An 11,830-nucleotide genomic window follows, 5' to 3' on the forward strand; every position below is an offset into this window, starting at 1 on the left:
GCACTTGAACCAAATATACGTATGATGAACACCGCAGCGGCTTGCTTCTGCGGTGTTGTTATTTTTAATAAGGGATAAAAAGTTATGTTACGTCTAGCAATTATTGGTACCAACTGGATCACTGAGCGGTTTGTGCAAGCGGCATTAGAGGTGAACGAGTTTGAATTAACCGCGGTTTATTCTCGTGATACAAAGCGTGCCCAAGCGTTTGCTGCGCCGTTTAACCCTCAAGCTATACCATTTACCGACTTAGAAACAATGGCGAAAAGTGATACTTTTGATGCTGTGTATATTGCTAGCCCAAACTCATTGCATTATGAGCAAAGCGTATTGATGCTAGAAAATGGTAAACATGTCATTTGTGAGAAACCAGTTGCTTCGAATATCACGCAAGCGGAACATATGTATCAAGTGGCAGAGCAACATAATGTTGTGTTATTTGAAGCGTTTAAGACCGAATATTTACCTAATTTCAAATTGATACACGATCACTTACCTAAACTTGGTAAATTGCATAAAGTGAGCATTCACTACTGCCAATACTCTTCACGCTATCAGCGTTATCTCGATGGCGAAAATCCGAATACGTTTAACCCAGCCTTTTCAAATGGTTCGATTATGGATATTGGTTTTTATTGTGTATCCAGCGCGGTGGCATTATTTGGAGAGCCTGACAGCATTAAAGCGAGCGCCCACTTACTTGAATCGGGCGTGGATGCACATGGAAGCGCGATTTTGACTTATCCTGATTTTGAAGTGGTGATTTGCCATTCTAAGGTGTCGGAGTCTACGTTACCAACAGAGCTACAAGGTGAGGCGGGCGTTATGCTTATTCCTCATATTTCGGAATGTGACCATGTTGTAGTTAAACTACGCGGTGAAGATCCCGTGACTTATCAAGTCCCACAAGCTGAAAATACCATGACTTATGAAGTGAGCCTTTTTGCCGAGCAAATTAAAACGGGCGAACTATGTAAAAAAGCCAAGGTACGCGCTTTAGGTGTGTCTCGTATTACGACTGAAATTCGCCGTCAGACGGGTGTGATTTTTCCTGCTGATAAATAGTCGTCATCCTATATAAAATCGATACAATAAAGGCCATCAATAATTATGATGGCCTTTATCTTTTTAAATACAATTAGATGGATATTGTAGGTTAAAACCGTCCATTGACCATCATGATCAGTTGACGACGATCACCAATTAAGCCCGTGTACTCTAAAGCGGCCGATAAGCTTCTATTCACGCTTAAATTAAATCCCAGAATGCCGTACTGACTAGTTTGAAATTCGAATATAAAATCCTACATGTCCATCATTATCGCTGTAGCTCACTTGTCCGCCTAGGGCGATATTTTCAGTGAAGTAGTAGTTCATTTCCGTTGAGGTTTGCAGATAAGTACGATCGTAAACGTATTTAGCACCAATATTGACCCCTGTTTCTAGCTTGTCGGTAATACTGTAGCGCAGACCAGTGAGAGCGGTGATACCCACACTGCCGTCATCGGATTCTAAGCCAATAACTTGGTCGGCAGTCGAGCCTAAATCATCACCTTTATACCAATCGTAACTAAGCTCGCTCCCAAAAACCGCATCAAGTGAGCGGTTAATTGGCATGCGATACATGGCGCCAAGCGAAAACGTGCTTTGGTTAAACTTAGAATCTAATGAATCCTGTCCTGTTGGTAAGTCGCCACCATGCAAAAACTTATTTTGGTATTGACCTGTGATCATCCAATGTTCATCAAGCATGTAGCTTCCGCCTAAGTCGATATCCAAGCCATTATTCTGAACTCCCGCGCCAAGTTGTAAAAAATTGTAGTTATATGGCGAATCGTAAGCTCGATAGTCAGGATTGGTTAAGCTAGTGATCGGCGTTCCGCTCCAATATGAGACTAGTGAGAGAAGCAAAATAAGCATGAATGCAGTGAGATCCTAAAGTGAACAATCGATTGAATGATCTAATATTATCGTATTAGCTAAAAAAAGCGCTATTTGTTGACGTAATAATATTGAAGCGAGTCATTCTTAATAAGCGTTAAAAACGGCCATTAACCATAACAACATATTGATTACGGTCACCCGCGATCCCCGATGATTCAAATGCTGCTGAAAAATATTGGTTAATATTGAGATTAAAACCGATCACACCCGCCCAAGGATTTTGGTTTTGTTGGTCGACTTGAAATGATATCGCCCCAGCTTGATTTTGATCCGGAACCGCTGTGCCTCCCGGTTTATAACTACCTGAAATGGTTTGTTTAGTTTGCATGTAACTGGCGCCAGTATAAAGCGACAGTTTGTAGCCACGCAGAAGTTCAAAGTTGTAACCAATGCGCGGTTGGATATTGATTGTTCCACCATCGACACTGGCTTTTTTCATGTGGGTTTGAGTGTAGCTGATCGGCATGGTATAGAACCAATCACCCGTTGCTCCAGCAATCATTGCACAATAAGTGTAGCTGTAACCTTCAATATCGACACTGGTGTTCGCTTTATGATCTCCGCCTGCTAGCTCTTTTATTCTATCTACTTTATTTCTACAATTTTGGCCATGCTTGCCTGGAATACACATAGCCCATTCTGGTAAGTGGTTATTTAGCGAGTTTAATAATTGGTCCCCACCAAGAACCATGCCTAGATCGGTTGTGCCAGAAAGTTTCCCTACAGTCGCAAATACATTTAAAAATGGCAGTACCCAGGCATCAATTTTTAGCTGTGGGGTTTGAGTGTCGGTTTCAAAGTTATCGAACCGAAACAAGCTCGGATCAATATTTTGTGGGGAGATATGGGTGTTGATTTGATTGTTACCAACGGATGAGCTGCCGTTATAGCCTACTTTCATATTACTAATATTCTGATGTTGCTTAACATGTGAATAGAGCAAGCTGATACCAAAAGGGAGAGGTAGGTTATAACCATATAAATCGCGGTTTGCCCACCAAATGGCAGTACATGGTTCCAGACTTCTTGATTGTGCTTTTCATTTGGTGACATTTTTGCCGCCGACTCAGCCTCTTGACGATGTGGTGTCTTTTTAAAAGTTTGAGAAGGGCGGCCAACACCACTGTCTATTGGGTCATAATTCTTTAGCATGATGCTACGATTGTTATTTGTGAGGATATCTGGTTGATCTGTGGCTGTGGTCGTTTCAGCAAAAGTGTTGAAGCTTAATAAGGTGAGTAGGCTGAATACCGCATGGGTTAAATACTTATGCTTTTTATCAGCAAAAAGTGAGGTCATATTCATTCATTAATCTCATATTGGGAAGTTGACATTCATCAGTTACGATTTATTAACGTAACCATTTCCCTGATGTATGGATCCTAAAAAAAGAAAAACCCCAAGTAGGGCTAACCTTACTTGGGGTTCGTAATCTATTGATCTTAAAAATCACGTAATATTCTGGGACAGGCGAGATATCCGTTTCTACGCAATTTATTATTCGATTCTTCGTAATACTGCTGAGAGCTTAATCATTGAAAAGAAGTATATATAACCACTGTTGATTTAATGTCAGGTTTTGATGAATTTATTTTTCGATACTTGCCATAACGCATTGATCAATGGATTTTCGAGTTGTGATTTTTGACAACAAAGACCGAGTTTGAACGGTTTAATCGGTGCGACCTTTAATCGCTGGATTTTATCTTTTACCGGACTATTATTGATAACCACATCTGGCGCTATTCCCACCCCTAAACCTAACGCCACCATGCTTAACACCCCTTCATGACCAGAAACTTGAGCGTATATATTTGGCTTTATTTTCATATCTTTAAACCATGTATTGCTGCGATCTCTAGCAGTACCTGACTCTGGAATAATAAAGGGGATCTCATTCCAATCGGGCTGATTTTTTTGTAATTCATGGCTGAAACTACTTAAATTAGTCGGTGCGATCACTGATAGTGGGATTTCACCGATGGTTTCAAACATTACTCTTGCAGGAAGTTGTGTCGGCATCGCGCTTATGACAATGTCGGCTTCGTTATTCATTAATTTATGGATGGCTTGAGCCGGATCACCCGTCGAGAGTTTTAATTCAATATTGGGATAAGCTAAGCGAAAGTCGCTCAATAATTCAGGTAGGTGACTAAAGCTGGCCGTTACCGAGCAAAATAAACGGATCTCACCACTTAGGCTTTTTTCTTTTCCCTGCATCGCATGGCATAGCTGTTGCCATTCGCTACCAATGTTTATTGCTACCGGTAAGAGTTGTTTGCCTGCATCGGTAAGTTCAACACTGCGATTGTCTCGGGTTAATAGCTGTTGCCCTATTTCTTGTTCAAGTTTTTGTATTTGACGACTTAATGCCGATGGGCTGATATGCATTGCAGTCGCCGTTTTACTGAAGCTCTGACTACTGCATAAATGAACAAATAAATTCAGACTTTTTATGTTCATTGTGACCTCGTTCTCTGATTGCGTTTTTAGCAAGGATAACTTGTGAATATATCACTTTAGACAATGATATTCGTGGTTTAATATGAATTCATTGAGTCAACACTCACATTGTGGATTTACAACCTAAAGGATTTTCAACATGGCTAACTACTTTAATACTCTAAACTTACGTGAACAGCTTGACCAACTTGGTCGTTGTCGTTTTATGGATCGCGAAGAATTTGCTCAAGAAGCTGATTATCTCAAGGGTAAAAAAGTCGTTATCGTTGGCTGTGGTGCTCAAGGTCTAAACCAAGGTTTAAACATGCGTGATTCAGGCTTGAATGTGGCTTATGCATTGCGCCAAGCAGCGATTGATGAGCAGCGTCAATCATTCAAGAATGCCAAAGATAATGGTTTTGAAGTCGCAAGCTATGAAGCATTAATCCCAGAAGCTGATCTTGTCGTTAACCTAACACCAGATAAACAACATACTAATGTGGTTGAAACTGTGATGCCTTTGATGAAAAAAAGCGCAACATTAGGTTATTCACATGGCTTTAATATCGTTGAAGAAGGCATGCAAATCCGTAAAGATCTTACGGTTGTCATGGTTGCACCTAAGTGCCCAGGTACTGAAGTGCGTGAAGAATATAAGCGTGGTTTTGGTGTTCCAACTCTTATCGCGGTGCATCCTGAAAACGATCCTCAAGGTGATGGTTTAGAGATTGCTAAAGCATGGGCGGCAGCAACGGGCGGTCATCGCGCTGGTGTACTTGAATCTTCATTTGTTGCAGAAGTAAAATCTGACCTGATGGGTGAGCAAACTATTCTTTGTGGAATGTTGCAAGCGGGTTCTATTGTTTGTTATGAAAAAATGATCGCAGAAGGTGTTGATGCGGGTTATGCAGGTAAGCTATTGCAGTTCGGCTGGGAAACCATCACGGAAGCATTGAAGTTTGGCGGTGTGACGCACATGATGGATCGCCTTTCTAACCCTGCAAAAGTGAAAGCATTTGAATTGTCAGAAGAGCTAAAAGACTTAATGCGTCCACTGTATAATAAACATATGGATGACATTATTGGTGGTGAGTTCTCTCGCACTATGATGGCAGATTGGGCTAATGACGATGTGAACCTACTGGGCTGGCGTGAAGAGACCGGTCAAACAGCATTTGAAAATTATCCAGAATCAGATGTGGAAATCGCAGAACAAGAATATTTCGATAATGGCATCCTTATGATTGCGATGGTTCGCGCTGGGGTTGAATTGGCCTTTGAAGCAATGACGGCATCTGGCATCATTGATGAGTCTGCTTATTATGAATCTCTACATGAATTACCTCTGATTGCGAATACCGTTGCTCGTAAGCGTTTATATGAAATGAACGTTGTGATCTCTGATACGGCTGAATATGGTAACTACCTATTTGCTAACGTAGCAACTCCGCTTCTACGTGAAAAATTCATGCCAAATGTTTCGGCAGATGTTATTGGTAAAGGCTTAAACGAAGAAAGCAATCATGTTGATAATGGTCAGTTGATTGAGATTAACGATACGCTACGCAATCACCCTGTCGAGTGGATTGGCCAAGAGCTGCGTGGCTATATGAAAGATATGAAACGTATCGCTGTTGGTGGCTAATTAGATACCAACAACCTAAATAAAAAAGGCTTACCTATTACAGGTAAGCCTTTTTGTTTTCGATTGCTGAATAAAATATCTGATTTTAAATCCGTAAACTTAAAGTGTTTTATTCATGCTTATAATATTTGCTTTAAGATTTTATCAATTCGGATGCGTTTGATTTTTTTAATTAACTTTTGCACCTCAATTGGGTATTTTTCAATCCCGTCTAGCTGCTTATAACTTCCGACAAGATGAGTGTGTTCGAGTATGGATTCAAGTTCCTGCTCAAATTTCTCTCTAAGAAGCTGCTGTGGATCCTTAATCAGCAAACCATTCTCTAAATCAAGTTTCCATGCTCTTGGGTTCAAATTGTTGCCAGTAAGAAGCATATACTCCTTATCGACCCATATGCCTTTTAGATGAAAACTATTTTTATCGTGTTTCCACAAATAAATAGACAGTTGACGACTCGCAACATGGGCTTCATTGATCCTTGCAAAGTGTCGTAAATTGACCTCATACAAATAAGGTAATCCAGCAATGGTTTTGAAGCCTTCTTCGGGAGGAATATAAAAATCATTTGCAGTTTTATCGCCCACCACAATAGTAATTTTCACCCCACGCTTGATGGCCTTTTTCACTTCTTTTGCAATGCTTTTAGGGAAGTTAAAATAAGGCGTGAAAATGGTAATCTCTTTTTCTGCGCAAGCAATTAAATGATTAATGTGTAAGTTTAACTTATTGCGATGTTTACCTACGCCGACCAATGGAATGATCCCAATTTCACCGTCTTTAAGCGGTGAACCAGTAAATTGATAACTTGATTGTGCCAGTAGGGCTCTAAACTGTTTAATCGCTATTTTTAGAGACTTGGTACTTGGTCTGTCTATTTGAGTTAAGCTATTAACGGCAGGGTTGCCATTAATGTATTCTTTAATGTAGTTGACCATGGTATTGGCCAGCGTCATATTTTCAATGACATGATACCGATCGAATCGGTACTTATCTTTTTTATGCAGATAAATGTTGTTTAAGCTAGCGCCACTATAAATGACGGTATCATCAATAATGAAGCCTTTTAAATGCAATACGCCAAAGACTTCTTTAGTGCGAACTGGAATGCCAAGAATTGATATTTTATGTTGATATGATTGTTCCATTTTGTGATAGAAAGCTGCGTTACCTTCCGTTGCTTCAGCACCGATTAAGCCTCGTTGAGCTCGGTGCCAATCTACACAAACAGTAATATCTAGTTGAGGGTTTCTCTGCTTGGCTTCATAAAGTGCGGTTAAAACTTCGCATCCTGCATCATCATTTTCTAGATACAGAGCCACAAGATAGATTCGATGTTGTGCGTTTTTGATTTCTGAAAGTAGGCGCTCTCTGAAGAGTTTGGCTTGAAATAGCACTTCAAATTTATCTGGGTCTTGAGCTATGGTTGGTAGCTGTTCGAGTAGATTCTTACTAGCTATCATATTTTATGTTTAACCTTAGAAACTTTTGAGTCTTATGGCGGCAACTGTAGCAAATAATATAGGTGCCTGACTATATATGCTTAATATCTTATGACATATCTGTGTGTTTATACCGCATTGCGACCAGTTTTTTTCCACTAGAAATGTAACGTAGGAATAAAAATTTTAATGGTGCGGGTAAATCATCACTTTGAACTACATGAAAGCCGTTGTTATGGTAAAAATTTTCGAGATGTTGATAAGCAAAGCAGTAGTGATCCGATGTTAAAATTGCATTTTCGCAGTGTGTTAATAATTGTTGTCCGACACCTTTACGTTGGTATTCAGGTAAAACTAACATGCCTGTTAGTAACCGATAGTGTTCTATAGGGCGAAAGCGAACCACGGCAATAATGGATTTATCATAATAGCCGACGATGATGTTTTCATTATTCTTAACTTTGGCTATGGGGTAATAAGCTTTATAGATAGGCTTTAGTAATGGGAACTTAATGAGAGGAAGTGATTGAAAAAAAACTTGCATAATGAAGCACTGTGTTTGCCTTTTGGATAAGGTAGAATAGCACGATATTCGATCAGGTAATCAATCAAATGAATGTGAAAAACAACGTAAACCTAAAACCCTTCCATACTTTTGGGGTTGATATCCCATGCGATTTTTTGATTGAAGCGTATGAAGTTGACGATATTATCCAAGCGTTTCAGAATAAAGATTGGGTTGATATTCCTAAATTGATACTAGGTAAAGGCAGCAATGTATTTTTTACACAGCCATATCATGGCGTGGTGATTGTTAACCGCTTGCAAGGTAAGTCATTGGTTGAAAAAGATGGTTATTATCATTTGCATATTTCTGGCGGTGAAGACTGGCCAAGCTTGGTAGAATGGTCGCTAGCGCAAGGGGTGAATGGGCTTGAAAATTTAGCCTTGATTCCTGGCTGTGCAGGCAGTGCACCGATTCAAAATATTGGGGCGTATGGCGTTGAATTCAAAGATATCTGTGAATATGTTGATTATTTGGATCTAGACAGTTTTCAAATTAAGCGTTTGTCGGCCAAAGAGTGTGAATTTTCATATCGTGATTCAATTTTTAAGCAAGCTTTACGTAATAAAGTGGTCATCACGGCGGTAGGCATTGTTTTAAATAAATCATGGAAGCCCAACCTTTCTTATGGCCCATTACAAGCTGAAAGTGATTTATTAACTACCCCTAAATCTGTTTTTGACTTGGTGTGTGAAATTCGTCGAAGTAAGTTACCTGATCCGGCTTTAATTGGTAATGCGGGCAGCTTTTTTAAGAATCCTATTATTTCTCACGCCGCTTACGAAAAGCTAAAGTCGGCCCACCCAGATGTGAATGGCTACGAAACAGAGGATGGCGTTAAAATGGCTGCAGGTTGGCTCATTGATCGTTGTGGTCTTAAAGGGCATCAAGTTGGGGATGCACAAGTTCATCCACAGCAGGCCTTGGTTATCGTCAATACTGGTTCGGCAAGCGCAAAAGATGTGTTAGATCTTGCTTGGTTTATAAAACAAACGGTTTTAAGCAAATATAATATCAATCTCGAACATGAAGTCCGATTTTTTACTGCCACGGAAGAATCTCAGCTCGATGACATTATTAACTCGAGCCATTAAAAATAATTATCCATAACTCAGATTGATAGCCCTTTATTCGATTCAAGGCGATAGTGATGACTGAACAAGTACGTAAAGAACATATCGTAAAATACCAAATCATCAAGACTCTTGCAGATGGTCAATTTCACTCAGGCGAAGCATTAGGTGAAATGCTTGGTATGTCTCGCGCTGCTATTAGTAAGCATATTAAAGCGATTCAACTGTGGGGATTGGATATTTATCGCGTTCAGGGGAAAGGTTATCAGTTATCGACTCCTATCGATTTATTAGATCAAACGTTAATTCAAGACCAGTCATTACAGCCAGTTGAGCTGATCCCTATTATAGATTCCACCAACCAATATTTACTTGATAGAGTCCATGAGAGTGTTAGTGGCTCCGTGTGTGTGGCTGAATATCAAGAAAAAGGACGTGGTAGGCGAGGGCGAGAGTGGGCATCGCCATTTGGTGCTAATTTATATTTCTCGATGTATTGGAAACTGGAAGAGGGTGTTGCCGCGGCGATGGGTTTAAGTTTGGCTATTGGTGTTGCGATCGTCGATGCATTGGAATCATTTGGAGCGAAAGAGATAAAATTAAAATGGCCAAATGATTTATATCATCAAGATAAGAAACTCGCTGGTGTATTAGTTGAAATGTCGGGTCAGACAGGAGAAGCCGCTCATCTTGTGATTGGTATGGGCTTAAATATTCATATGTCTCAAAATAATGCATCAATAGAACAGCCGTGGACGAACTTGGAGAAGGTGTTTAATGGCGAAATACCTAATCGTAATGATTTAGTTATCGCTCTGATGGCAGCGTGGAAAGATGTTCTCTCTCAATATGAAAATCAAGGAATGCAAAGATTTGTTGATCGTTGGAATGAATTAGATAATTTTAATAATAAACCCATCAAACTGATTATGGGGAATAAAGAAGTACACGGTATTGGCCGAGGAATTAACGAACAAGGCGCGATTTTATTACAAACCGAAAACGGAGTAGAACCTTATATCGGTGGTGAGATCTCGCTGCGTAAATCCGATCTACTTTCTCAGTAATATTTCTTCTACTTGATGGGCCGTGCCTTTGCGTAAAATCAATTGTGCTCGGTCTTTGGTTGGCAATATATTTTGTTCTAGGTTTACCCCGTTAATGCTGCGCCAAATACTTTGTGCTTTTTCGATGGATTGTTCTTGGGTCAATTGAGTGTAATGGCTAAAGTAAGATCCGGGTTTCGTGAATGCTCCTTTACGAAGTTTCATAAACCGTGCCACGTACCACTCTTCTATTTTTTTTGTATCGGCATCCACGTAGATAGAAAAATCCAAAAAATCTGAAATAAACATTTTCAAAGGTGCATCTGGGTAGTCATTGGGACTTTGTAGGACATTTAGCCCTTCAATGATAAGGACATCTGGTTGATCAACGACTTTGATTTCATCGGTAACATTATAAGTGATGTGTGAGTACACGGGCACTTTAACATCACGTTTACAGGCTTTTACATCAGTTAAAAATTCGATTAGACGCTTGGTATCATAAGATTCTGGAAATCCTTTCTTCATCATTAAATTATTATCTAATAATTCTTGGTTCGGACGTAGAAATCCATCTGTCGTAACAAGCTCGACCTTAGGGTGGTTCTCCCAGCGAGACAAAAGCGCTTTAAGCAGCCGTGCGGTCGTACTTTTCCCCACCGCGACACTGCCAGCAATGCCTATAATGAAAGGTGGTGATTTTTCTTCTTTCTTTACAAACTGAGGGCTGAAAAATTGATGCAGAACTTGATTGCGGCTTTGACGAGCGGCCACATATAAGTTTAATAGACGAGATAATGGTAAGTAAATTTCTGTTACTTCGTCCATCATCAAATGTTCATTGATGCCTTGTAATTCTTTTAGATCATCTGATGTTAATGTCATAGGTACAGAGTTACGCAGTTCAGACCACTGATCTCGGTTATATGACAAATATGGATTCATAATCAGACTCAAAACAATTAAAAAGGATGAGGGAAGATACACTATGCTCGATGTAATTCAAACTAGTGCAAGAGGTGTTTCACTGCTAATTACTAGGAATTTGGCGTTTTTCTAAGCAAATAAGCATTCCTGCATAGAAAATAATGGTTTTTTTCATTTTACTCTTGCAAGCATTTAGAACATTCAATAGAATTCGCACCACTTGCGCCGACTTAGCTCAGTAGGTAGAGCAACTGACTTGTAATCAGTAGGTCACCAGTTCGATTCCGGTAGTCGGCACCAGTCTTTTTTTATTAAAAGAATGAGCATGTAAAAATTTTGGAGGGGTTCCCGAGTGGCCAAAGGGAGCAGACTGTAAATCTGCCGGCTCCGCCTTCGATGGTTCGAATCCGTCCCCCTCCACCATATTGTCCATATAGAGTGATCTATATGTGTAATAAATTGCAGATGAAACTGCGTTTAATGTGATTACGCGTGCGTCGTATAATGGCTATTACCTCAGCCTTCCAAGCTGATGATGCGGGTTCGATTCCCGCCGCACGCTCCAAACACTTGCTGATATAGCTCAGCCCGGTAGAGCGCACCCTTGGTAAGGGTGAGGTCCCCAGTTCGAGTCTGGGTATCAGCACCAGTTTTGACATTAAGCAACGTGGTAATCTAATATAATTAACACTAATTTTTTGGTTACGTGGTCATCAAAGCCACCAAATCCGTACCTAGAGGGACTATCCA

General features: G+C 40.1%; 11 protein-coding genes and 4 tRNA genes. 8 read left to right on the plus strand and 7 right to left on the minus strand.

The genetic code is table 11. The annotated features are described in order from the left end of the window. The first annotated feature begins 84 nt into the window (after positions 1-84). The gene (locus FH976_RS14315; RefSeq protein ID WP_194091501.1) at positions 85-1,065 is read left to right on the plus strand and encodes a Gfo/Idh/MocA family protein; all 981 of its coding nucleotides are present in this window, start codon (positions 85-87) and stop codon (positions 1,063-1,065) included. 212 nt (positions 1,066-1,277) lie between these two features. Here the strand turns inward: FH976_RS14315 and FH976_RS14320 are convergent, their stop codons facing one another. The 4 genes from FH976_RS14320 to ilvY form a co-directional block, all read right to left on the minus strand. Beyond that, entirely contained in the window at positions 1,278-1,919 is a 642-nt protein-coding gene (locus FH976_RS14320) for a hypothetical protein (RefSeq protein ID WP_194091502.1), read from the minus strand. A gap of 118 nt (positions 1,920-2,037) precedes the next feature. Continuing rightward, the gene (locus FH976_RS14325) at positions 2,038-2,886 is read right to left on the minus strand and encodes a hypothetical protein (RefSeq protein ID WP_194091503.1); all 849 of its coding nucleotides are present in this window, start codon (positions 2,884-2,886) and stop codon (positions 2,038-2,040) included. After that, complete coding sequence (locus FH976_RS14330; RefSeq protein ID WP_194091504.1) at positions 2,841-3,248, minus strand: hypothetical protein; 408 nt, start codon at positions 3,246-3,248, stop codon at positions 2,841-2,843. The genes FH976_RS14325 and FH976_RS14330 overlap by 46 nt, the downstream gene beginning before the upstream one ends. A gap of 267 nt (positions 3,249-3,515) precedes the next feature. Then, positions 3,516-4,406 carry an HTH-type transcriptional activator IlvY gene (gene ilvY / locus FH976_RS14335; protein WP_194091505.1) on the minus strand — a complete coding sequence of 297 codons (891 nt, stop codon included), beginning with the start codon at positions 4,404-4,406 and terminating at the stop codon, positions 3,516-3,518. 139 nt (positions 4,407-4,545) lie between these two features. On the opposite strand from ilvY, the gene ilvC reads away from it, so the two are divergent. Then, positions 4,546-6,030: a ketol-acid reductoisomerase gene (gene ilvC / locus FH976_RS14340; RefSeq protein WP_194091506.1), complete on the plus strand. Its 1,485-nt coding sequence runs from the start codon at positions 4,546-4,548 to the stop codon at positions 6,028-6,030. A 119-nt stretch (positions 6,031-6,149) separates the two neighbouring features. Here the strand turns inward: ilvC and pssA are convergent, their stop codons facing one another. After that, entirely contained in the window at positions 6,150-7,490 is a 1,341-nt protein-coding gene (gene pssA / locus FH976_RS14345) for a CDP-diacylglycerol--serine O-phosphatidyltransferase (RefSeq protein WP_194091507.1), read from the minus strand. Between the two features lie 88 nt (positions 7,491-7,578). Next, positions 7,579-8,013 carry a GNAT family N-acetyltransferase gene (locus tag FH976_RS14350; RefSeq protein ID WP_194091508.1) on the minus strand — a complete coding sequence of 145 codons (435 nt, stop codon included), beginning with the start codon at positions 8,011-8,013 and terminating at the stop codon, positions 7,579-7,581. Positions 8,014-8,081: 68 nt separating this feature from the next. Between FH976_RS14350 and murB the strand changes: the two genes are divergently transcribed. After that, entirely contained in the window at positions 8,082-9,128 is a 1,047-nt protein-coding gene (murB, locus tag FH976_RS14355; RefSeq protein WP_194091509.1) for a UDP-N-acetylmuramate dehydrogenase, read from the plus strand. A gap of 56 nt (positions 9,129-9,184) precedes the next feature. Then, positions 9,185-10,174: a bifunctional biotin--[acetyl-CoA-carboxylase] ligase/biotin operon repressor BirA gene (gene birA, locus FH976_RS14360; protein ID WP_194091510.1), complete on the plus strand. Its 990-nt coding sequence runs from the start codon at positions 9,185-9,187 to the stop codon at positions 10,172-10,174. Here the strand turns inward: birA and coaA are convergent. Continuing rightward, a complete protein-coding gene (coaA, locus tag FH976_RS14365; protein WP_194091511.1) occupies positions 10,160-11,098 on the minus strand; it encodes a type I pantothenate kinase in 939 nt (312 codons plus the stop codon). The two genes, birA and coaA, sit on opposite strands and share 15 nt — an antisense overlap. 206 nt (positions 11,099-11,304) lie before the next feature. Here coaA and FH976_RS14370 point away from each other — a divergent pair. The 4 genes from FH976_RS14370 (at position 11,305) to FH976_RS14385 (ending at position 11,729) form a co-directional block, all read left to right on the plus strand. Next, positions 11,305-11,380, plus strand: a tRNA-Thr gene (locus tag FH976_RS14370). A gap of 38 nt (positions 11,381-11,418) precedes the next feature. Further along, a tRNA-Tyr gene (locus FH976_RS14375) sits at positions 11,419-11,503 on the plus strand. A 67-nt stretch (positions 11,504-11,570) separates the two neighbouring features. Continuing rightward, a tRNA-Gly gene (locus tag FH976_RS14380) sits at positions 11,571-11,645 on the plus strand. Positions 11,646-11,652: 7 nt separating this feature from the next. Continuing rightward, positions 11,653-11,729, plus strand: a tRNA-Thr gene (locus FH976_RS14385). Positions 11,730-11,830 lie beyond the last annotated feature (101 nt).

Source organism: Vibrio hibernica, assembly GCF_015223435.1.
Taxonomy (GTDB): Bacteria; Pseudomonadota; Gammaproteobacteria; order Enterobacterales; family Vibrionaceae; genus Vibrio; species Vibrio hibernica.

Coding starts and splice junctions, on each gene's coding strand:
- FH976_RS14350 (WP_194091508.1), bottom strand. CDS start 8,013: ATGCAAGTTTTTTTTCAATCACTTCCTCTCATTAAGTTCCCATTACTA.
- ilvY (WP_194091505.1), bottom strand. CDS start 4,406: ATGAACATAAAAAGTCTGAATTTATTTGTTCATTTATGCAGTAGTCAG.
- FH976_RS14330 (WP_194091504.1), bottom strand. CDS start 3,248: ATGAATATGACCTCACTTTTTGCTGATAAAAAGCATAAGTATTTAACC.
- FH976_RS14315 (WP_194091501.1), top strand. CDS start 85: ATGTTACGTCTAGCAATTATTGGTACCAACTGGATCACTGAGCGGTTT.
- pssA (WP_194091507.1), bottom strand. CDS start 7,490: ATGATAGCTAGTAAGAATCTACTCGAACAGCTACCAACCATAGCTCAA.
- ilvC (WP_194091506.1), top strand. CDS start 4,546: ATGGCTAACTACTTTAATACTCTAAACTTACGTGAACAGCTTGACCAA.
- FH976_RS14320 (WP_194091502.1), bottom strand. CDS start 1,919: ATGCTTATTTTGCTTCTCTCACTAGTCTCATATTGGAGCGGAACGCCG.
- coaA (WP_194091511.1), bottom strand. CDS start 11,098: ATGAATCCATATTTGTCATATAACCGAGATCAGTGGTCTGAACTGCGT.
- murB (WP_194091509.1), top strand. CDS start 8,082: ATGAATGTGAAAAACAACGTAAACCTAAAACCCTTCCATACTTTTGGG.
- birA (WP_194091510.1), top strand. CDS start 9,185: ATGACTGAACAAGTACGTAAAGAACATATCGTAAAATACCAAATCATC.